Source organism: Pseudomonas sp. 43mfcvi1.1 (assembly GCF_900115935.1).
Classification (GTDB): domain Bacteria; phylum Pseudomonadota; class Gammaproteobacteria; order Pseudomonadales; family Pseudomonadaceae; genus Aquipseudomonas; species Aquipseudomonas bijieensis.
In genome coordinates, this window is sequence record NZ_UETT01000004.1 from 198,239 (window position 1) to 220,163 (window position 21,925).

Sequence of the window (21,925 nt, forward strand, 5' to 3'; positions counted from 1 at the left end):
CGCGTTGCCATGGAAGCAGACGCGTGGCGGCGAGCAAGCTCCCACAAGGGGTTTGGATGAGTTCAAGGCCGGAAACGGTTAATATCCCTCTCCTTCGTCTACCCTCACAGAACGGCGTACCGCTTACCCGTGGGCGTGATGCGTCAACATTCCTGCCTTCATGTACCGGAGATCTTCCATGCTCAAGCGTTCCCTGGCATTGGCCGTCGGCGTTGCCCTGTCTGTTTGCAGCCTGCTGACCCAGGCCGCCGATACCCTGAAAGTCAGTGCGATTCCCGATGAGGCCCCGACCGAGTTGCTGCGCAAGTTCAAGCCGCTGGGTGCCTATCTGGAACAACAAACCGGCATGAAAGTCGAGTTCGTCCCCGTCAGCGACTACCCGGCCGTGGTCGAGGCGCTGGCCACCGACCGGATCGACATGGCCTGGCTGGGTGGCTTCACCTTCGTGCAGGCACGCCTGAAAACCGGCAACGCCATCCCGCTGGTACAGCGCGAACAGGATGCCCAGTTCACCAGTAAATTCATCACCGCCGACCCGGCCGTCAAATCCCTCGCCGACCTCAAGGGCAAGACCTTCGCCTTCGGCTCGGTGTCGTCGACTTCCGGCAGTCTCATGCCGCGCTATTTCATGCTCAAGGACGGCATCAAGCCGGAAAGCTATTTCAGCCGCGTGGGCTACTCGGGCGCCCATGACGCTACCGTCGCCTGGGTCCAGGCCGGCAAGGTGGACGCTGGGGTGCTGAACGCCAGCGTCTGGGAAAAACTGGTGGCGGCCGGCAAGGTCGACACGACCAAGGTCAAGGTCTTCGCCACCACCCCCACCTATTTCGACTACAACTGGACGGTGCGCGGCACCCTCGACCCAGCGTTGGCGGCCAAGATCAAGGCAGCTTTCCTGGCACTCGATCCGGCCAACCCGAAAGACAAGGAAATCCTCGACCTGCAGGCCGCCAGTCGCTTCATCGAAACCAAGCCTGAGAACTACAAGGGCATCGAGGAAGCCGCGCGCGCCGCCGAACTGCTCAAATGACCCTGCAACTGACCCAGGTCAGCGTTACCCATGCCAACGGTGTCCAGGCGCTGCGGGGCATAGACCTGCACATCGGCGCGGGCGAACAGGTCGCGGTCATCGGCCCGTCCGGCGCGGGCAAGTCGAGCCTGCTCAACCTGCTCGCCACCGCCCTGCGCCCGGGTAACGGCGAGCTACAGCTGCTCGGCGAACCCGCCTGGCAACTGTCTGCCCGCCAGCGTCAGCGCCTGCGCGCGCGTATCGGCCTGATCCACCAAGCGCCGCCCCTGCCGCCACACCAACGCGTGGTCACCGCAGTCCTGGCCGGAAAACTCGGTCAGTGGGGCATCGGCAAAAGCCTGTTGAACCTGCTGCATCCGCTGGATATTCCAGGCGCCAGGGCGGCGCTGGCCCGGCTGGACCTGGGTGACAAGTTGTTCGCGCAATGCCAGCAGCTGTCCGGCGGACAGTTGCAACGCGTTGGCATTGCCCGGGTGTTGTATCAGGCGCCGGAGGTGTTGCTGGCCGACGAACCGGTCTCGGCCATGGACCCGGTTTTAGCCGAGCACACGCTTTCGGTGCTCTGTCGCCATGCCCGGGAGCACAACGTTACCCTGGTTGCCAGCCTGCACGCGGTGGAACTGGCCTTGGCGCACTTTTCCCGGGTCATCGGCCTGCGTGATGGGCAGATCCTGTTCGACCTGCCAACCGAGGCGGTCGACCGTCCGTTGCTCGACACGCTCTACGCCAACGAACAGCTGCAGTCTTCGCCAACGCCCCTCCCGCCCTCGAGCGTGCAGATCCCCCGATGCTGACACGCGATACCCGAGACCCCGCCAGCCGCCCTCGCCTGCTGCTCAGCCTGCTGGCCCTTGTCCTGCTCTGGCCCGGCATCCAGCTCAGCGAATTGGACCTCCGAGTGCTGGTCACCAGCGACAGCCAAAGCGAAATGGGCCGGTTTGTAGCGGCCTTCTGGCCTCCCGCCCATGGCGACGAATTCATCGAACTGCTGTGGCAGGCCACCTTGCAGACACTGGCTATCGCCACGGCCGGCATGGCCCTGGCTTTGCTGTTGGCGGTGCCCGCAAGCCTGTTGGCCAGCCGCGCCCTGTCACTGTCGGCGGCCTCCCGTGCCGGGCATCCGGGTTATTGGGGGCAACTGCTGCGTTGGCCAGTACGCGGCCTGCTGATCTTCCTGCGCAGCGTCCCGGAAATCGTCTGGGCCTTGCTCTTCGTACGCGCCGTCGGCCTCGGCCCCACCGCCGGCGTACTGGCGATCGCCATCACCTACAGCGGCATGCTGGGCAAGGTCTACGCGGAAATCTACGAGTCGGTCGACCAGCGCCCGGCCCACGCACTCTTGCAGTCCGGCAGCAGCCGGCTCGCGGCCTTCTGCTACGGGATCCTGCCCAATGTCGCGGCGGAACTGCTGTCGTATACGGTGTATCGCTGGGAATGCGCCATCCGCGCCTCGGTGGTGATGGGGTTCGTCGGTGCCGGAGGCCTGGGCCAGCAAATGGATTTGTCGTTGCGAATGTTCGCCGGCGGTGAAGTGGCCAGCCTGCTGCTGACGTTCCTGATGCTGGTGCTGCTCGCCGATCAACTCAGCCGCCTGCTGCGCTGGAGGCTGGCATGAAGCGCCTGCTCAACGCGGTCATGGTCCTGTGCATCGGCTCGGCGGTCGTCGCCTCGTTCGTCTACCTGGGCATCGACCTGAGCGAGCTTGGCGACAGCGGTAATCTGCACCGGATGGGGGCTTACGCGCAGCGTTTTCTCAGTCCGGACTTGAGCCCGGGTCATCTGAAGGCGATCGCTCACGGCGCCCTGGAAACCCTTGCCATGTCGGCCCTTGGCACCCTGCTCGCGGCGGTGTTTGGCCTGCTTTTGGCCCTGCCTGCGGCCGGTCGCTTCGGCTGGCCCCCGCAGAGCGCTTCGCGCCTGCTGCTCAATGCCTTGCGCGCCGTTCCAGAACTGGTGTGGGCCGCACTGATGGTCCTGGCCGCCGGGCTCGGCCCCAATGCCGGCACCCTGGCCTTGGCCCTGCACACCACCGGCGTGCTCGGCCGGCTGTTCGCCGAGGCATTGGAAAATACCCCTTCCGAACCGGCCGACGCGATCCGCCTGCAAGGCGGCAATGCCGTATTGGCGTTCTGCTACGGCACGCTGCCCAACCTTCTGCCTCAACTGCTGGCCTATGTCCTGTACCGCTGGGAAAACAACATACGCATGGCCAGCGTGCTCGGCTTCGTCGGCGCCGGCGGCTTGGGGCAAATGCTCTACGTCAGCCTCAGCCTGTTCCAGGAAGCACAGGGCAGCACGGTGATCCTGGCAATGCTATTGCTGGTTTTTGCGGTCGATACGTTGAGCAGTTGGAGCCGCCAGCGGTGGGTCAAGGCTTGATGGCTGTTGCACGGCGTAGTCATAAAGACCAATCGACAGGTCTTAATGACCACGACGCAACCGAGTCAAAATAACCAAGCAAACGCCAAGCCACTGACTGGCAAGGCATTCTGAGTTGGCACAGTTTCTGATGAGGTCTGCCGCCCCTTTTGGCGAACCTAGGAAGAAAGCCACATGAGTCATGAATTCAAACCTGCTCTTAGTGTAGTCACCGGTGCCAGTTCGGGGATTGGCCTGGCCGTCACCCAACGCTTGCTGGAGCGCGGCTCCAACGTGATCGCGATGTCGCGACAGATCGGTGGCCTCGGCGAACTGGTCGAACGGTTTGGCGACAGACTGTCCTGGCTGCCCGGTGACGTGACGCAGGCGAGTGACCAGGCCAGGCTGGCACAACTGGCTGCCTCCATCGGCCCGGTGGACTGTCTGATTCCCAATGCGGGAATCGCGCAACTTGCCGACGGCCTGGACCTGGCCGCTTTCGACAGGCAATGGGCTGTCAATGGCGCGGGCGCCCTCAATACCCTGAGCAGCCTGCGCGAGCACCTGTCAGCCCAGGCGTCCGTGGTGTTCATCGGTACGTTCCTCGAGCGGGTCACCTTTCCAGGGTTGGCCGCGTATATCGCCTCGAAAGCCGCCTTGCGCGCTCAGATGCGCACCCTGGCCGTTGAACTGGCCCCCCTTGGCGTTCGCATCAACATGGTTTCACCGGGGCCTACCGCCACACCGATCTGGGGCACCCTGGGCCTTAATGAAGAGGCCCTGGGCTCAGTGGCAAGCACGGTCAACCAGCGCCTTCTAAACGGGCAATTCCTCGAACCCGGAGCCGTGGCAGATGTCATCCTGTTCCAATTGAGCCAGGGGACACGGGGCGTGTATGGCCAGGACTGGGTAGTGGACAGCGGCTACACCTTGCGTTGATTGTGGCGAGTCCTGGCTAGAAGAAGCAGCGGTTCGGCACGACAAGGAACGATCTGTGGGAGCGGGCTTGCTCGCAAAAGCGGGCTGTCAGCCAACGATGATGTTTAACCTGATAGTGCCTTCGCGAGCAAGCCCGCTCCCACAAGGTTTTCGCATGGCTCTACGCCCGCTCCATCAGCGCCCCCTGCGCATCCGCCTCGCCGTGCAACAGCTCGATCACCCAGTCGATAAACACCCGCACCCTGGGCGACAACTGTCGATGGGGCGGGTACACCGCTGAGATCGGCCACGTCGGCACGCGATACTCGCTCAATACTTCGACCAGCCTGCCCTCGGCCAACTGCCGTTGCACGTGATAACGCGGCACCTGGATCAAGCCGAATCCCGCCTCACAGGCGGTCACATAAGCATCGGCGTTATTGACGTTCAGTTCACTCGGCAATTGCATTTCGCGCACCCGCCCCGCCACCTCGAATTCGAACGGGAAAAACCGTCCATTGCCAGACGCAAAGCCAATGACCTGGTGCGCTGGCAAATCCTCCAGCCGCCCAGGCGTCCCGGCGCGGGCAAGATAGCCGGGGCTGGCACAGGTCAGTTGGTGCAGGCGCACGATGGGGCGTGCCACCAACGCCTGGTCGACGACATTGCCGGCGCGGATTGCACAATCCACGCCCTCGCGCTGCAGATGGACCTGGCGGTCGTGGAAGCCCAGATCCAGTTGCAACGCCGGGTAGCGGCGGTAGAAATCCGCCAGGCGCGGCAGGATCCAGGTGCACCCGAAGGCAATGGGCATGTCCACTTTCAAGGTGCCGCGCGGCTGGCTTCGCTGCGCCGACAACGAACTTTCCAGGTCATCGAGGTCGTCCAGCAACTGGCCACTGCGCTGGTAATACGCTTGGCCATCAAGCGTTGCGCGCACCTGCCGGGTGGTGCGCTGCAACAACTGCACCCCAAGATGCGCTTCCAACTGTTGGATCAGCAGGCTGACGGTGGCCCTGGGTAGCCCAAGGTCATCGGCCGCCTTGCCAAAACCACCCAGTTCAACGATGCGCCGAAACACCTGCATGGCTTGTAATCGGTCCAATGTCGCGCCTCATTATTCAGGTATCACGAATAGTTAAACCAATAATCGTGGATTTATCCAGGAAACCCCTTGATGGAGACTGCACAGGTCGTTCATTTCCAGGAGTAATCATCATGAAGACCCGCCAACTCGGCCATCGTGGCCCCTACGTTTCCTCCATCGGCCTGGGCTGCATGGGCATGTCGGATTTCTACACCACCGGCGTGGACGAGCGAGAGGCGATTGCCACGCTCCATCGCGCCGTGGAATTGGGCGTGACGCTGTTCGACACCGCCGACATGTACGGGCCGTACACCAACGAAGAACTGCTCGGACGCGCCCTGCGTGGCAAACGTGAAGGCCTGTACCTGGCGAGCAAATTCGGCCTGGTGCGCAGCAGCGACCCCCACGCCCGAGGTGTCAATGGCCGCCCCGAATACGTCCGGCAATCTGTCGACGGCAGCCTCAAGCGCCTCGACACCGATTACCTGGACCTCTACTACCAGCACCGCATTGACCCTGAAGTGCCCGTCGAAGAAACCATCGGCGCCATGGCCGAGCTGGTCAAGGCTGGCAAGGTCCGCCACATCGGGATCTCGGAAGCCAGCGCCGAGACCATCCAGCGGGCCCACGCCGTGCATCCACTGGCAGCGGTACAAAGCGAATACTCGCTGTGGTCCCGCGACCCCGAACAAAACGGCGTGCTCGCTACCTGCCAACGCCTGGGCATTGCGTTCGTCGCCTACAGCCCCCTGGGCCGGGGCTTCCTGACCGGCGAGCTGAAATCACCCGAGGACTTCGCCGCCGATGACTATCGTCGCTTCAGCCCGCGCTTCCAGGCTGACAACTTCAATCGCAACCTGATGCTGGTAGAGCGGGTCAAGGCCTTGGCCTCGGACAAAGGCATCAGCGCCTCGCAACTGGCCCTGGGCTGGGTAATGGCCCAGGGCGAGCATGTCATCCCGATCCCGGGCACCAAGCAGCGCAAGTATCTGGAAAGCAATGTGGCGGCGGCTTCGGTGATGTTGAGCGCTGACGAACTGGCCCAACTGGATGGGATTTTCGCAGGCGAAGGTGCGGTGGCGGGCGACCGATACCAGGCGCAAACGATGACGCTGTTGAACGGTTGATCCCGCGGCTGGGCTGTCGCTTTCGACAGGCACGATTCAAGCAGGCGCCCGCCCAGCCGATAACCCTATCAGTGATAGCTCCCAGGCCTCGCCGGGTTCTGCAAGTTGCATAGGGTAATGATCAATGGGTTTGCCGCTTAATCGCCTGCTGATGTGGGGCGTCCTGATGTTCCTCGCTGCTGGCGCTTGCGCGGCAGAGGCGCCGCTGCGCATCGTCACCGAGGAACTGCCGCCCTACAACATGACGCAGAACGGGCGAGTGACCGGCATGAGCACCGAGGTGGTCCAGGCCGTGCTCAAGGAGGTCGGCCTGGACGCGCCTATCCAGGCCATGCCTTGGGCCCGGGCGTATGAACTGGCGCTCAATGAAAGCAACGTACTGATCTACTCGATCGTCCGTACACCGGCACGCGATTCGCTTTTTCAGTGGGTCGGCACCATTGGCCCGACGCAGTGGTACATCTACTCCCTGGCGGACCGACCGGTAAAACTCGCTTCGCTGGCCGATGCCCATGGTCACCAGATCGCCACGGTCAATCAGGACGTGGGCGAGCAGTACCTGGTGTCGAAAGGGTTCCGCATCGGTGAAGAATTGCAGTCGAGCACCAAGTACGAACACAACTACCGCAAGCTCAAGGTCGATCACGTGGAGCTGTGGATTTCCAATGAACTCAACGCGCTGTACCTGACGCGCCAGAATGGCGAAGACCCGGACAAAGTGCTGATCCGCTCGCTGCCGCTGCCCGAGCTGAGCAGTACAGATGGCTTGAACATGGCGTTCAGCCGCAAGACGCCGACCGAAACAGTGGAGAAGTTCCGTGTTGGCCTTGAAACCATCCGCCGCAACGGCGTCTACGATGCCATCCTGCGCAAATGGTTATGACATGGGGGGCGATTTCCGTACGGTGTCCTCCTTACAACCACAGGCCAAGGCGTTCAGCTCCCTGGGGCGGCGCCTGGTGTTGGCAACGCTGCTGTTCTGCCTGCTCTTTACCCTGGCGATGGTCACCTGGCGAACCTGGCTGGCCTGGGAAAACAACCTCGCGGAAATGAATTCGGAACTGGCCCTGATCGACCAAGTGTTCCAGAACACCCTGGCCCACGCCATTTGGGAGCTGGACCGTGAATCCCTCGACCAGCAAATCACCAGCGTCGCCACGGCAGCGCCCGTGGGTCGCGTGGTGTTGAACATCCTGCGCCCCGGCCAAGCCCCCGAAATCATCGAACTCAATCGATACACCGTCGCTCAATCGGGCGTGGTACCGGTGCTGCGTCGCCAACTCATCGCGCAGCCCTACGCCGGAGCCCAGGAAAAAGTCGGCGAGCTGACCATCGAAGGCGACAATAACCTGCTGTGGGAGCGCCTCTGGGGCGAAGCACGCAGCATCGTCATTACCCAGCTCATCCAGTCCTTGCTGCTGGCCGGGTTGGTCATGACCATGTTCAACCGCCTGGTGACCGTGCACGTGGTGCATATCGCCCGTCACCTGGGCGAACTTGCGCCGCAAACCCTCAAGCATCACCTCAAGCTGCAACGGGCGGTGTTGCGCCAGGACGAACTGAGCCTGCTCGAATCCCAGGTCAATGCACTCCAGGACAATCTCCACGCCCATCTGGAGCGCCAGCGTTCGGACGAACTGGCTCTTGCCGCCAGCCGCGATCAAATGGCCGAACTGGTCGAGGCACGCACCGCTGAATTGAAGGCAGCCAACCAATCGCTCGAAGCGCTGTCACGTCACGATGCCTTGACGGGCCTGGCCAACCGTCGCTATTTCGACGAACTGAAGGAAATCGAGTTTCGCCGGGCGATCCGCCATAAGACCCCGCTGGCCGTGCTCATGTGCGATGTCGATTTCTTCAAGATCTACAACGACACCTACGGCCACATGCAGGGCGACCAGTGCTTGAAAGAGATCGCCGAGACCCTGCGCAGTGTGTTCGGCCGCTCTGGCGAGCTGACCGCGCGCGTAGGCGGCGAAGAGTTCGTCGTGGTCCTGCCCAATATCGACGGCGTCCAGGCCTGCGAAGCCGCCCAACGCTTGCGTACGAGCCTGGCCGAGCGTGAGCTGCCCCACAGCGGCTCCAAGGTATCGCCTTTTGTCACCGTGAGCATCGGCGTCGCCGAGCTCGACCCGGAGACAATGGATCATTTTGACCAATTGCTGCAACGCGCCGACCAGGCGCTGTACCGGGCCAAACACCAGGGGCGCGACTGCGTCGCCCTGTAACAACCATCGCGCGCCATGAGGTCTGCATATGCATATTCGCCTGACACTCTGCTCATGCTTGCTACTTGCCTCCATCAGCCTGCAAAGCCACGCCGAGGCAATCGAAGTCGTCACCGAAGACTCGCTGTACGCCTATCAGCGTGACGACAAGGTCGTCGGGCCGGGCATTCGCATCGCCGAAGAAACGCTGAAAAACGCGCAGCTCACCGACTACAGCCTGTCGCTCTACCCGTGGGCCCGGGCCTATGAAAAGGCGCTGCACGAGCCTAACGTGCTGATTTTCCCGCTGGACCGCACCCCGGCTCGCGAGCAACTGTTCAAATGGGTGGGTGAAATACATCGAGTGGCGAGCCGGCTCTATAAAATGCGTGACAGCCAAGGCATTACCGTCAACAACCTCGAGGATGCCAAGCAGTACAGCATCGGCGTGGTGCGCAATGACGCCAAGCAGATTTATCTGCAACAGCGTGGGTTCACCCGGCTGGTCATCTCGGCCAACAACCACGACAACTTTCAAAAACTGTTGAATCGCCAGATCCAGTTGCTGCCGATGCCAGAGAACACCGCACGCCTGATGAGCAAAGACGCCCAGGTGGATTTCACTTCGCTGGAAGAGGTCTATACCCTCGACGAACAACCCCACAGGGTCCACCTGGCCTTCAGCCTGAGCACACCGGATGAAGTCGTCGCCAAGGCCCAACGCGCCTTCGACCAGCTCAAGGCTTCCGGTGAAGTGGCGCGGATCATGAACGAACAGCGGTAGACTCTGGGGGATCACACCACAAGCAACCGATGAGGTATGTCCCGATGAGCAATGCGTCCTACGTTCCGCCCAAGGTCTGGAAAAACGACGCCCCGTCTGGCGGCCAGTTCGCCAGCATCAACCGCCCTGTTGCCGGGCCGACTCACGAAAAGACCTTGCCGATTGGCAAGCATCCACTGCAGCTCTATTCCCTGGCCACGCCCAATGGCGTGAAAGTGACCATCCTGCTGGAAGAACTGTTGGCGCTGGGTCATGCGGGCGCGGAATACGACGCCTGGCTGATCCGCATCAACGAGGGCGATCAATTCTCCAGCGGCTTTGTCCAGATCAACCCCAACTCCAAGATCCCGGCCCTGCTGGACCGCAGCGTAGAGCCCGCCATCCGCGTCTTCGAGTCCGGCTCGATCCTGCTTTACCTGGCGGAAAAATTCGGCGCCTTCCTGCCCACCGATCCGGCAGGTCGCACCGAAACACTGAACTGGCTGTTCTGGCAGATGGGCGCCGCACCGTACCTGGGTGGCGGCTTCGGGCATTTCTACGCGTATGCGCCGGAGAAGCTCGAATACCCGATCAATCGCTTCACCATGGAAGCCAAGCGCCAACTCGACGTGCTGGATCGCCGCCTTGGCGAAAGCCGCTACCTGGCAGGCGACGACTACACCATCGCCGACATCGCGGTCTGGCCCTGGTATGGGCAACTGGTGCGCAACAACGTCTACGGCGCCGCCGAATTCCTGAGTGCTCACGAATACACCCATGTGCAACGCTGGGCGGAAGAAATCGCCAAGCGTCCGGCCGTCCAGCGCGGACAGCGGGTCAATCGCACGTGGGGTGACGAGGCGAGCCAGGTGCCGGAGCGGCATGAGGCTGGGGATCTGGGCTGAAGACGCTCACAGGTTGGCTATCGGCAGCGTCCGGCGCCCTACCTGGCGCGTTCAAGCCGGCAGTGTCAGGCCCCGGTCGCTGAAATACTGGCTCAACGTTGCCGTAGACGCTTGCGGATCCGCCAGGGCGACGTAGGTATCGGGGCGTAGCAGATAGGCGGCGTCCCGGCACAACCCGGCTTTGTCATGATCATGCTGCCAGGCGAACGTGTGCAGGGGGATCTGGTGCTGGCTGCTCCAGGCTTTCAGGTCCGCCCGGGCCTCGCCGTAGACATGCACCTGCCAGCCGATGGTCGCGAGCGGTTCGTAGTTGTCGGCACCCGGCAGCGGTACCCATGGCAAACGGTCGCCGCCCTGCACGTCACCCGCCTTGCCGGCACTCAATGGGCTTTCGTGATAATTCAAGGAGGTTTGGGACACCATCCGAAACAGGTACTCACGCACGTTCTCGCTCTTGTAGGCGACACTTGCGAAGAGTGGAGCGATGCGCGTGCGCACGAAGTCGGCAAAATTGCCTTGGGCGGTGGCAAAGGTGAACAGCCGGTCTGTAGTTTCCACAAGCTTTTGCGCAAACGCCTGGCGTTCCGCCTGGTAGCTGTCGAGCAGCGAGTCTGCTGCCCGCCCCTTCACGACCGCCGCCAGTTTCCAGGCCAGATTGATCGCATCGAGGATGCCGGTATTCATGCCTTGGCCGCCGGCCGGACTGTGGACGTGGGCAGCGTCTCCCAGCAAAAACGCCCTGCCCCAGCGGAACTGATCCGTGACACGATGATGGACCCGGTAAGTGGAGAACCAATTGACGTGATCGACCCTGATGTTCAAGCCGTTAATCGCGTCGTGACCAACGTCCTCGAACGTAAGCGTCTCAGGGTGTTCTGCACGTTCGTCACGAACCGTGCCGATCAGGCGATATTGGCCAGTTTCGCCATAGAAAAACACCAACACGAATTCGGATTTATCAAAAGCGATATGGGCCTCGCCCGCAGGCTCGAAACCGCTGGCAGACACATCCGCCACGTAGAACAGTTGCTTATAGGTACCGCCCTCGAAGCCACTCCCCACCTGATGCCGGACGAGCGAGCGAGCGCCATCGCAGCCTGCCAGGTAAGCGACCGTGAGCGTCTCTTCGCGACCATCGGCCTGCTTCAGGCACGCGGTAACCCGGTCGCCATGATCCTCGAAAGACAGCAGTTCGGTCTGCCGCTCGACATCGACGCCCAGGGACTTAAGCTGCTCGACCAACAGCTGCTCATGACGATCCTGGGGGTATATGAGGACAAAAGGATAAGGCGACACATCCCCGCCGGCGTCCACCAGCGGAATCCGCGCCTTGCGTTTTCCCAGGGCCCACATGTTCATGGCCGGGGTCTTGTACCCGGCTTCGATGACCGCACCGGCCATGCCGAACTGGCGATAAAGCTCAAGTGTGCGGGCCTGGACGGCCATGGCCCGCGAGGTCTCCCCCGGCCCATGGCTCTTGTCGATGATCCTGACAGCCACCCCCTGCCGGGTGAGCCATAACGCCAGGACCAATCCAGTAGGGCCGGCTCCCACAATGAGAATGTCGGTTTGTACCATGCTCGTGCCTCTGGAGGACTGATAACTCTGGAGGCACTTAATAATGGTCGAGGAAGGCTGAATGTCAACGAACGGCCGGCGGGCAAGTAAGGCACATCGTTCTGCGGCTACTGTGAGAGCGAGCCTGCTCGCGATGACGTCAGTACATTCACCATAACCGTAAGCTGACACACCGTTATCGCGAGCAAGCTCGCTCCCACAGTTTTTCCCCCACAGCTTTTCGTCACGTGTTCAGCGGTTGGCTTCCAGCCTGTATCCATCACCCGCCGACGCCGGAGTCGTTTCATTGGCCAGGGCAAAGACACACTCATCCAGATAAGGCCTGACATCCGCCCATTTCCTGCGATCGGCGATAAACCCTCTCAGCTTCTTGCCCGCATCCACGACGTCCGGTTCATGGGCCATCAGCATGATCCTAGCGACTGAACTGGCGTCATCGGCCTTGTGCTTGGCATGATCCTGCCGGGCGTAAGAATGAAATTCCTCGATTCGCCCCAGCACAGCCTCCGCCCCGCCCATGCACTTGTCACCCATGACCTCTTCGCGCCGCTGCGCATGCCCGCCGGCAAAACTGTCCTGGACAAGATGAAGCAGGCTGCCCAACGCCACCTGGTTCACATTCGCCCGCAGCCACGGACGCCCGACCGCAAAAAGGTCCTGCACCGTCTGCCCATTATTGAAATGCTGCTCCCAGCCTTCGATCTTGATGTCTTTCAAATAGGTATTGATGGGGTAGGTTCCGTCGGCAACACCCCAGGCGAACTCGGCCCACATCATGATTTCACGCTTGGTCTGCTCTGGCGTGGCGCCCTCCTGGGAAGCCATTGCATGCAAGAACTGCAGGTCGCCGAAATGCGAACGAGAGATGTAATTCCCCGACCCCATGAACGCCATCGGATCGGAAGCGCTTTTGTCCTCGGCTTTCTCGAACAGATTTACCCAGCACCGCGTCTGCGAGATAAAGCCAACCGAGTAACGCCCATTGCAGCCCTTGGTTCTGGCATCTTCCGTGCCTGGCATGAACACCGGGTCATCGTTCCAGCGAACCCCGGCAATAATGTAGGCTCCGGCATACTCCAGGTTAGGGTTGCTGCAGTCCTGCCAATCGCCGTCGCACCCATAGATCTTCTGCGTCAACGCCTCATGGGCCGGATCGGAAAAATTATGCAGCGCAAAGCTGGCGAAAGGCACCGTCGCCTTATAGGAAACCCCGTATTTCTTGGCCATCTCCCGCTCAGCCAAGGTGCCATCCGGCGAAAGTTGAAAGGCATTGGCCTGGCCGATGCAACCGAACAAAACACCCCACACAACTCCCGACACGGCTTTGTATGTATTCATGGGTCGTCTCTGCAAAGGGCGATGACGGGCAGGTTCTCGTCTCGCGCCTGGGGTTGATTGTGATGGGCGTAGTGAATGGCAAGACGCCATCGTCGAAGCATAGCGGGTGACGCTTTGTCGTCCAGCGGGTGAGAACTGATTTTTTTCCATCTGTTTATCCTGAAACCTATACGAAAGTCGCTGACCAACAGACGTAGTAAACCCCAACCAAAAGCCCCTATGGACCGCCCCCGCCAATAGCCCAAGCTCACGCCCATACAAGCCCCCAGCCGTGACCGCTATAGAGAAAGGACTCCACCCACCACACCTCATACGCCTCACGTCGCGCTCAACCGAGTCCAGCCATGAACCTACTGAACCTCTTCAACAAAGCCCGAGCCCGCAATCAGGGGACGGTCAGCGTGGCCTGCACTTCGGGTGAACTTGACCAGACGCTGGCCAACCTACGCATCACTCCCGTGTTGGTCACCGGGTTCGTCTCCCCTCACCTGGACATCGACCGAGTCGCTACTAAGGTCAAGAAGCGCTTTCCCAACAGCACCATCAGCCTGTGCACGACCTCGGGTGAGTTGTGCAACGGTGCGAATACGCTGTACTGCCAGACCGGCGAGTCCTGGGACCGGGTGGTGCTGCAGCTGTTTGACGCCAGTGTGATTGTGTCGGCCGAAGTGGTGATGGTGCCCCTGGAGTGCGAGGACATTCGCGGTGGCGGCAAGCGCCTGGCCATGCGTGAGCGAATCGCCCGATTGGTGAATAACATCAAGCAGGCGCAAGTGAGCACGCCCATCGATCATCGCGATACCTTGGCCTACGTGGTGTTCGATGGTCTTTCGGCCTCCGAATCGTTCTTTATGGAAGCGCTCTATGAGTCTGGACGTTTCCCTTGCCTGTTCGTCGGCGGGTCGGCCGGTGGCAAGACGGATTTTAAAAAGACCCTGATCAGCGATGGGCAGCGCAGTTATCAGAACCATGCGCAGATTGTCTTCCTGAAAACCGCGGCGGATGTGCGCTTCGGGGTGTTCAAGAGCCAGAACTTCCAACCTGCCGGGCTGACGTTCAACGTACTGACCGCGTCGGTCGAAGACCGCACCATCGACCAGGTCATCGACAGCCGTGGGAACATCAAGAGCATGGTCCAGGCGCTGTGCGATGCGTTCGAGTGCAGTGCCCAGGCGCTGGAAAAGAAGCTGGCCGATTATTCATTCGCCATCCGCGTGGGTGATGAGCTGTTCGTACGCTCGATTGCCCGTATCGACTATCAGCAGCAGATCATCCAGCTGTTCTGCGATGTGGCGCCCGGCGAAGAGCTGGTGATGGTCAAGCGCACGCCCCTTCGCGAGGCGACCCGGCTCGACTACGAGAAATTCCTCAAGGGCAAGGGCGGCCGTCCGGTGGCCGCCATTCTCAACGACTGCATCCTGCGCCGGCTCAACAACAGCAGCGACCTGGGCAGCATGGCCGGTATTTTCGGGGATGTGCCTCTGGCCGGTTTCTCGACCTTTGGTGAAATCCTCGGCTTGAACCTGAACCAGACGCTCACGGCGATTTTCTTCTTTCGAATCACCAGGGGCGCCAGTTTCGTCGATGAATACGTCGACAACTTCATCGCCCACTATGGTGAGTTCAAGGCGTTTTTCCTGCGCCGCCAGGTCAAGAAGCTGGCGGGCCTGAACCATGTCGTGGTCAAGCAGATCATGGCGTTCAAGATGAATGACTTCAGTAGCGCCTTGGACACTCGCGGCCTGGATAACACGATCCTGCCGGTGTTCGACGGCCTGACGGACCTGGGTCAGGTATTGGCCCACGCCAGCCAGCAGCAAGCGCAGATCGCAACGCAGATCAAGCATTACTCCGGCGAGCTGCACCTATCGATGGATGACCTGACGGGCACGATCGACCGGCAAAACAACGTCGCCGAGCAGGCCGGCACGACCGTCGAACAGCTTGCCACCCAAGCGGGTGAAGCGGTGGTCGGCGCCCGGGCGCTGGCCAGTTCGAGCTTGCGTATCCAGTCGATCGTACAGGTCATCCAGCAAATCGCCGGACAGACCAACCTGTTGGCCCTCAACGCCGCCATCGAAGCGGCACGCGCCGGTGAGATGGGTAGAGGATTTGCGGTGGTGGCTGACGAGGTTCGCAAGCTCGCGGAAATCACCCGCAAGAATGCCGCGGAAATCGGCGTGGACATTGACCTGCTCTCAACGGAGATCCAAGGTGTCGCCCAACAGATCGAAGACCAGTCCATCGCCGTGAGTGCCCTGCGCGAGATGCTCGATGCCCTGGAAGACTCGAGCCGCACCACCGAAGGCACGGCGCAACGTACGAAGGCTATCGCGGACACCTTGACCGGGCTGACCCACGCCAGTACCTGAGGTCGAGCACGGCAGGATGGCCGGACTTGGTGAGATGGTTCCAACAGGTCTTCGTGGAAGGCCGATAGCACCGGGTTACTGACGGGGCGAGATCGCACGTCCGCAGCAGATCCCCTGTGGATGCGGACTTGCTCGCGAAAGCGGTGGGTCAGTTGGCAGTGATGTTGGCTGGCCGGCGTCATCGCGAGCAGGCTCGCTCCCACAGGTTACTGGTGTCGACTCCAAATGCCGTGGACACCCGCAATCCCTTGTGGGAGCGAGCCTGCTCGCGATAGCGGTGGGTCAGTTGGCGGTGATGTCGGATGTACCGCCGTCATCGCGAGCAAGCTCACTCCCACAGGGTTTGGTGATCACTGTAGGGACCTTGAACGACTGCCTGGAGCTCGGTGTTTTCCATCGCCGGAAGTGCCTTCCACCCAGCCCGAATCAACGGGACGTCACGCGCCCTCCTCGATCGATGCACCACGGCGGCGACGCAAGCGGTTCGCGACGGACAGCACCTGAACGTAAAACACCGGCACGAACAAAACCCCGAGCACGGTCGCTGCTAACATGCCGCCGACCACGCCGGTGCCGAGCGCTCGCTGGCTGGCAGCACCGGCACCGCTGGCGAACGCCAGGGGCATCACTCCCAGGATGAAGGCCAGGGAGGTCATGACGATCGGTCGGAACCGCAAGCGTGCAGCTTGAGCCGCCGCTTGTGCAAGGCTGGCGCCCTCAGCGTGGAGGGCCTTGGCAAATTCGACGATCAGGATGGCGTTCTTGGCGGAAAGACCGATGATCGTGATCAAGCCCACTTTGAAATAGACATCATTGGGCATGCCCATCACTGTCACCGCCAATACCGAACCGAGCATGCCCACCGGCACGATCAGCAGCACGGCAAAGGGAATCGCCCAGCTTTCATACAGGGCGACCAGCACCAGCAAAACCATGGTCAACGACAACCCTACCAACAGCGGCACCTGATCGCTGGCCTGTTGTTCCTGCAACGACAGCCCCGCCCATTCGAGACTGAAACCGGCCGGCAACTGCCGGGCGATGTCCTGCAACGCCTGCATCGCCTGCCCGGTGCTGTAGCCCGGCGCGGCATCCCCGGAAAAACGCAGCGATGCCGAGCCGTTATAGCGAGCGATCTGCAACGGTCCGACTTGCCACTCAAAACGGCTGAACGCATCCAAAGGCACCAGGCGCCCCTGGCGGTTGGGCACTTGCAGGCGCAGCAACGCTTGCGGCGTCTGCCGGCTCGTGCCATCGGCCTGGATGATCACCCGCTGCATCCGTCCCTGATTGGCGAACTCGTTGATCTGCTCCGAACCCAGCGCCGAGGACAGCGCCGCACTGATCACATCGAAACTCACCCCCAGCGCCTCGGCCTTTTCACGGTCGATGCTGACGTTGATTTGCGGTGCATCGGCCAGGCCATCCTCCATCAAATGGTCAATCACCGGCGAGGCCTTGGCTGCCTCGAGCAATTGGTTGCGCGCCTTCAATAGCGCTTCGTGCCCCTGCCCCGCCAGATCCTGCAAGCGCAACTCGAAGCCGCTGGAGGTGCCAAAACCGTCGACTGGCGGCGGCACCACGCTGAACAACGTGCCATCGGCGACCTCTTCAAAGGCGTCGTTCGCGCGTCGAGCCACCTCGTCGCTGGCCTGCCCGCTGCCGCGCAGCGACCAATCCTTGAGGGTGACATACGACAACGCCGCATTGGCGCCCTCCCCGGAAAAACTGAACCCCATGATCGCCAACACCTGGTCCGTGGCTGGTTGCGCCAGGGCATATCGCTCCCATGCCTGGACCGTCACGTCGGTGCGCGCGGCCGATGCGGCGGGTGGCAGCTGTATATCGGTGACGATGTACCCCTGGTCCTCCGCTGGCAGGAACGAGGACGGCAACCGGGCATAGGTGAAGCCGAGTACCAGCAGCAACACCAGGTACAGACACAGGCTGCGGCTACCGCGTCGAACCCAGCTCGCGCCCAGCCGCTCATAACGCTGGGCCAGGGCCTCGAAGCGTCGATTGAAAGCGCTCGCCCAGCGGTTGGGCCGGGTCGGGTGCGCCGGGTCGAAAGGTTTGAGCACGGTGGCACACAGGGCCGGCGTCAAGGTCAGCGCCAGGAACCCGGAGAACAGGATCGACACCGACAAGGCCACGGCAAACTGCTGGTAGATCACGCCCACCGAGCCGCCCATGAACGCCAGCGGCAGGAACACCGCCGCCAACACCAGGGTAATGCCGACAATCGCCCCGCTGATCTGCCGCATGGCCTTGCGGGTCGCGGCCTTGGGCGACAGGTGTTCTTGGGCGATCAACCGCTCGACGTTTTCCACCACGACAATGGCGTCGTCCACCAGGATCCCGATCGCCAGCACCATGCCGAACAACGTCATCATGTTGATCGAGAAGCCCAGCGCGGCCATGACCGCCACCGTTCCCAGCAGGCAGACCGGCACCACCACCGCCGGAATCAGCGTATAGCGCAGGTTCTGCAAGAACAGCAGCATCACCAGGAACACCAGGACCATGGCTTCGACCAGGGTGTAGATGACTTGCTTGATTGCCACCTCGACAAAGTACGAGGTGTCATACGGCACGCTCAGGACCATGTTCGCCGGCAAGGTGCTCGACAGCTGTGCGAGCCGCGTCTTGATCGCCTCCGCCGTTTGCAGTGCGTTGGCGCCCGGTGCCAGTTGCACCGACATGGCCGCCGCCGGCTTGCCGTTCAGGCGCGCGTCGAAGCGGTAGTCCTTGCGCCCCAGCTCGACCCGCGCCACGTCGTGGATCCGCACGCTGGAACCGTCATCGTTGGCCCGCAGCACAATGTTGCCGAACGCCTCCACCGATTCGAGCTGCCCTTGTACCATCACCGTGGCGGTGATCTGCTGGTCGGCTGGCCCCGGCCGTTCACCCAGGCTACCAGCCGGCACCTGTATGTTCTGCCCCGCGATGGCTCTGCCGACATCGGCCATCGACAGGTTGTAGCCCACCAGCCGCGCCGGATCGACCCAGATCCGCATGGCCCGTTCGGCGGTGTACATCTGCACTCGTCCGACCCCGGCCACCCGGCGAATTTCGTTGTTGATGGCGCGGGCGGCATAGTCGGCCAACCCGACGGAGTCCTGCTGGCCATCGGTGTAGGACAAGGCATACACCAGGAGGAAGTTGGAACGTGCCTGCTCCACTTCCAGCCCTTGCTCGATCACCGCCTGGGGCAAGCGGCCGACCACTCGCTGCAAGCGGTTCTGCACATCGACCTGGGCCATGTCGGGATCCGTGCCCGGCTTGAAGGTGATGGTGGTTTCGGCACCGCCGTTGGCGCTGTTGGATTCGTAATAGATCAAGCCCTTGAGGCCGTTGAGCTCCTCTTCGATCAGGCTGGTAACGTTCTGGCTGACAATCAGCGCCGAGGCCCCCGGATAGTTGGCGCTGACATTGATTTGCGGCGGCGCCACGTCCGGGTACTGGCTGACCGCCAAGGTGCCCAGAGTCAGTACGCCGGCCAGGGCGATGAACAAGGTGATGACCCAGGCAAAGTTCGGACGGTTGATGAAAAAATCCGGCATCGTTTTCTTCCCTAGGCCGCTGGCCGTCAGTTACGAGCCTGTTGCTCGGCCAAGGTAACCACGTGGACCTGCGTCCCCGCGCTGAGTTTGTCGGCCCGCTCGATCACCACCTGCTCGCCCGCCGCCAGCCCCTGGGTGATCTGCCAGTCGGTGCCGAACATCGCACCGGTGCTGACCACCCGTTCGCGCACCACACCAGCGACATCCACCAGCATCAACCGGGCCTGGCCGTCGGCACCGCGCTGTACCGCCTGCTGTGGAACGAACAGCGCTTGTGGGTCGACCCCTGCCGGCGCCACCACCCGCACGTACATGCCAGGTAGCAGCACGTTGTCCGGGTTGGGGAACTCGCCGCGCAAGGTCACTTGCCCGGTGCTTCGGTCCACGGAAATATCGGAAAACATCAACTTGCCGCGTCGGGTCTGGGCGGGATTGCCCACCTGTACCGTCACCTCGGCCGCACCGCTGCCATCGAGGGTCAGGCGCCCACTGGCCAGCGCCTGCTGCAAGGCCACCACCTGATCGGCGGATTGGGTGAAGTCCGCGTAAATGGGGTCCAGTTGCTGGATTCGCGCCATCTGCGTCGCCTCGTCCTGCCCCACCAGCGCGCCTTCGCTGACCAGGGCTCGACCGATGCGGCCGCTGATCGGTGCGCGCACCTGGCAGTAATCCAGGTTGAGCCGGGCACTGGTCAGGTCGGCCTGGGCCGCCAGGCGATTGGCCTGGGCGCTCTTGAGATCGGACATGGCTTCGTCGAACGCCTGCGGGCTGACGGCGCTGATCTCCACCAGCTGCTTGAAGCGCTGCACCTGGGCGTTGGCCCGATAGACATCGGCCTCGACCCTGGCCAGCGCACCTTCGGCGCGCATCAGCGCCGCCTTGAGCGGCGCCGGGTCGATGCTGAACAGCAACTGGCCGGCCTTGACGTCACTGCCCTCCTGGAAGTGCCGGGTCAGCACCACACCGGCCACCCGCGCCCGCACCTCGGCGATGCGCACCGGCTCGATCCGACCGGGCAAGTCAGTGCTCATGGCAAACGCTCGCGGCTGGACTGTCAGGGTCTTGACCTGCGGCAATGCCGCACTGGGCCTGGCGCGCGGTTCCTGGGCACCACAGGCGCTTAACCCAAGCACCAGCAGCAACAGCGAGGCGGGTTTCAGCGAGGCGAAATTCTTCTGCATTGTCACTCCCTGCCCCATGAAAAAAAGGCTTGCCGATGGCAGTCGGCAAGCCTTGGACATCGGTGGATGATTAACCCGCGGGGCGCTCGTTGATCGTGCTCGCGGCCTGGAACAGGATTTTCGCGACAAAATCGATTTCCTGTTCGGTGATGATCAGCGGCGGCAGCAAGCGCACGGTTGCGCCGTGGCGTCCGCCCAGTTCAACGATCAATCCGTGCTTCAGGCAGGCCTGTTGGAAAGCCTTGGCCCGGGCCGTGTCCACTGGCGGATGACCCTGTACATCGAGGGTACCCTGCGGGTCGACGATTTCCATGCCGAGCATCAAGCCGCGACCGCGCACATCGCCGATCCAGGCGAACTCGCTTTGCAGTGTCCGCAGGTGTTTTTGCAAGTGCGCGCCCACCGTTTCGGCGTGCTGGACCAAGCCATGGTCACGAATGAAGCGCAAGGTCGCGGTGCCCGCCGCCATCGCCAGCTGATTGCCACGGAACGTGCCGGCGTGGGCACCCGGTTGCCAGACATCCAGCGACTCGTGATAGACCATGACCGACAGCGGCAACCCACCGCCAATGGCTTTGGACAGGGTGATGACATCCGGCGTGATACCCGATTGCTCGAAGCCGAACATCCGCCCACTGCGGGCGATGCCGCACTGGATCTCATCGACGATCAGAGGGATGCCATGGGCCTGGGTCAAGCGGCGCAGCTCCTGCAGCCAGCGGTCCGGCGCGGCGATCACCCCGCCCTCGCCCTGGATCGGCTCCAGGATCATCGCCGCCGGTGCGGTCACGCCACTTTCCGGGTCGTTGAGCAGGTGCTCCAGATAACGCACGTTCAACGTGACCGCCTGATCGCCGGCCACCCCGAACGGGCAGCGGTAATCGTGGGGAAACGGCAGGCGCTGCACACCGGGCATCAACGCGCCGAGGGCATTTTTCGGCGACAGGTTGCCGCTGATGGCCAGCGTGCCCAGGGTCATCCCGTGATAGGCCCCTTCGAACGCCAGGACCGAATGCCGCCCCGTCGCGGTACGGGTCAGCTTGAGCGCGGCCTCGACCGCATCGGCCCCGCTCGGGCCGCAGAACTGGATACGTGCATGGCGAGCGAACTCGCTGGGCAGGCACGCGAAAATCTCTTGGACGAATGCGTCCTTCACAGGTGTCATGAGGTCCAGGGTATGCATCGGCACACCAGCGGCCATGACCTGGGTGATGGCTTCGATGATTACCGGATGGTTATGCCCCAGCGCCAGGGTGCCGGCACCGGCCAGGCAATCGACGAACACTTGTCCGCGACTGTCCTGCACATAAATGCCATGGGCCCTTTCAAGCACCAGGGGAATGCGTCGCGGGTAACTGCGGGCGTTGGATTCCTGCTGTTGCTGGCGTTCCAGCAACGGTGTCGAATCGAGGCAGTAAGGACTCGACAGGCCGGTGTGCAACAGGCGTAGCTGTTGCGCGCCACCCGCTGTGACATTCGAAAAAGCACTCATGATTTC

General features: G+C 62.2%; 17 protein-coding genes and 1 pseudogene. 12 read left to right on the forward strand and 6 right to left on the reverse strand.

Annotated features, from left to right (window positions below; translation table 11 throughout):
* The first annotated feature begins 178 nt into the window (after nucleotides 1-178).
* The 5 genes from DTP52_RS09660 (at nucleotide 179) to DTP52_RS09680 (ending at nucleotide 4,327) form a co-directional block, all read left to right on the forward strand.
* Nucleotides 179-1,030 carry a putative selenate ABC transporter substrate-binding protein gene (locus DTP52_RS09660; protein ID WP_109753145.1) on the forward strand — a complete coding sequence of 284 codons (852 nt, stop codon included), beginning with the start codon at nucleotides 179-181 and terminating at the stop codon, nucleotides 1,028-1,030.
* Nucleotides 1,027-1,824, forward strand: coding sequence for a phosphonate ABC transporter ATP-binding protein (locus DTP52_RS09665; RefSeq protein ID WP_109753146.1), 798 nt, complete (start codon nucleotides 1,027-1,029; stop codon nucleotides 1,822-1,824). Before DTP52_RS09660 ends, DTP52_RS09665 begins: the two co-directional genes overlap by 4 nt.
* The gene (gene phnE / locus DTP52_RS09670; RefSeq protein ID WP_109753147.1) at nucleotides 1,818-2,645 is read left to right on the forward strand and encodes a phosphonate ABC transporter, permease protein PhnE; all 828 of its coding nucleotides are present in this window, start codon (nucleotides 1,818-1,820) and stop codon (nucleotides 2,643-2,645) included. The genes DTP52_RS09665 and phnE (DTP52_RS09670) overlap by 7 nt, the downstream gene beginning before the upstream one ends.
* On the forward strand, nucleotides 2,642-3,409 hold the full coding sequence (gene phnE, locus DTP52_RS09675; protein ID WP_109753148.1) for a phosphonate ABC transporter, permease protein PhnE: 768 nt from the start codon (nucleotides 2,642-2,644) through the stop codon (nucleotides 3,407-3,409). The genes phnE (DTP52_RS09670) and phnE (DTP52_RS09675) overlap by 4 nt, the downstream gene beginning before the upstream one ends.
* Nucleotides 3,410-3,583: 174 nt before the next feature.
* The gene (locus tag DTP52_RS09680) at nucleotides 3,584-4,327 is read left to right on the forward strand and encodes an SDR family NAD(P)-dependent oxidoreductase (RefSeq protein WP_109753149.1); all 744 of its coding nucleotides are present in this window, start codon (nucleotides 3,584-3,586) and stop codon (nucleotides 4,325-4,327) included.
* Nucleotides 4,328-4,487: 160 nt separating this feature from the next.
* Here DTP52_RS09680 and DTP52_RS09690 read toward each other — a convergent pair whose 3' ends face one another.
* On the reverse strand, nucleotides 4,488-5,411 hold the full coding sequence (locus DTP52_RS09690) for a LysR family transcriptional regulator (RefSeq protein ID WP_109753150.1): 924 nt from the start codon (nucleotides 5,409-5,411) through the stop codon (nucleotides 4,488-4,490).
* 113 nt (nucleotides 5,412-5,524) lie between these two features.
* Between DTP52_RS09690 and DTP52_RS09695 the strand changes: the two genes are divergently transcribed.
* The 5 genes from DTP52_RS09695 (at nucleotide 5,525) to yghU (ending at nucleotide 10,395) form a co-directional block, all read left to right on the forward strand.
* On the forward strand, nucleotides 5,525-6,520 hold the full coding sequence (locus tag DTP52_RS09695) for an aldo/keto reductase (RefSeq protein WP_109753151.1): 996 nt from the start codon (nucleotides 5,525-5,527) through the stop codon (nucleotides 6,518-6,520).
* Nucleotides 6,521-6,644: 124 nt separating this feature from the next.
* The gene (locus DTP52_RS09700) at nucleotides 6,645-7,403 is read left to right on the forward strand and encodes an ABC transporter substrate-binding protein (protein ID WP_109753152.1); all 759 of its coding nucleotides are present in this window, start codon (nucleotides 6,645-6,647) and stop codon (nucleotides 7,401-7,403) included.
* A 1-nt stretch (nucleotide 7,404) separates the two neighbouring features.
* Nucleotides 7,405-8,748: a diguanylate cyclase gene (locus DTP52_RS09705; RefSeq protein ID WP_109753153.1), complete on the forward strand. Its 1,344-nt coding sequence runs from the start codon at nucleotides 7,405-7,407 to the stop codon at nucleotides 8,746-8,748.
* Between the two features lie 28 nt (nucleotides 8,749-8,776).
* The gene (locus DTP52_RS09710; RefSeq protein ID WP_109753154.1) at nucleotides 8,777-9,511 is read left to right on the forward strand and encodes an ABC transporter substrate-binding protein; all 735 of its coding nucleotides are present in this window, start codon (nucleotides 8,777-8,779) and stop codon (nucleotides 9,509-9,511) included.
* Between the two features lie 44 nt (nucleotides 9,512-9,555).
* On the forward strand, nucleotides 9,556-10,395 hold the full coding sequence (gene yghU / locus DTP52_RS09715; protein WP_109753155.1) for a glutathione-dependent disulfide-bond oxidoreductase: 840 nt from the start codon (nucleotides 9,556-9,558) through the stop codon (nucleotides 10,393-10,395).
* Nucleotides 10,396-10,446: 51 nt separating this feature from the next.
* On the opposite strand, the gene DTP52_RS09720 is transcribed toward yghU, so the two are convergent.
* Both DTP52_RS09720 and DTP52_RS09725 read right to left on the reverse strand, forming a co-directional pair.
* The gene (locus DTP52_RS09720; protein WP_109753156.1) at nucleotides 10,447-11,973 is read right to left on the reverse strand and encodes an FAD-dependent monooxygenase; all 1,527 of its coding nucleotides are present in this window, start codon (nucleotides 11,971-11,973) and stop codon (nucleotides 10,447-10,449) included.
* A 231-nt stretch (nucleotides 11,974-12,204) separates the two neighbouring features.
* Complete coding sequence (locus tag DTP52_RS09725; RefSeq protein WP_109753157.1) at nucleotides 12,205-13,311, reverse strand: hypothetical protein; 1,107 nt, start codon at nucleotides 13,309-13,311, stop codon at nucleotides 12,205-12,207.
* Between the two features lie 344 nt (nucleotides 13,312-13,655).
* Here DTP52_RS09725 and DTP52_RS31560 point away from each other — a divergent pair.
* Nucleotides 13,656-14,810 (forward strand): annotated as a pseudogene (locus tag DTP52_RS31560) (FIST signal transduction protein); the annotation flags it as partial.
* A gap of 372 nt (nucleotides 14,811-15,182) precedes the next feature.
* A complete protein-coding gene (locus DTP52_RS31565) occupies nucleotides 15,183-15,683 on the forward strand; it encodes a methyl-accepting chemotaxis protein (protein WP_256594253.1) in 501 nt (166 codons plus the stop codon).
* A 437-nt stretch (nucleotides 15,684-16,120) separates the two neighbouring features.
* On the opposite strand, the gene DTP52_RS09740 is transcribed toward DTP52_RS31565, so the two are convergent.
* The 3 genes from DTP52_RS09740 to DTP52_RS09750 all read right to left on the reverse strand — a co-directional run bounded on the left by DTP52_RS09740 (nucleotide 16,121) and on the right by DTP52_RS09750 (nucleotide 21,919).
* Nucleotides 16,121-19,246 (reverse strand): multidrug efflux RND transporter permease subunit, encoded by a 3,126-nt coding sequence (locus DTP52_RS09740; protein WP_109753159.1) that lies wholly within the window; start codon nucleotides 19,244-19,246, stop codon nucleotides 16,121-16,123.
* A gap of 26 nt (nucleotides 19,247-19,272) precedes the next feature.
* On the reverse strand, nucleotides 19,273-20,427 hold the full coding sequence (locus DTP52_RS09745) for an efflux RND transporter periplasmic adaptor subunit (protein WP_109753160.1): 1,155 nt from the start codon (nucleotides 20,425-20,427) through the stop codon (nucleotides 19,273-19,275).
* Between the two features lie 70 nt (nucleotides 20,428-20,497).
* Nucleotides 20,498-21,919 (reverse strand): diaminobutyrate--2-oxoglutarate transaminase, encoded by a 1,422-nt coding sequence (locus DTP52_RS09750; RefSeq protein ID WP_109753161.1) that lies wholly within the window; start codon nucleotides 21,917-21,919, stop codon nucleotides 20,498-20,500.
* Nucleotides 21,920-21,925: the final 6 nt, after the last annotated feature.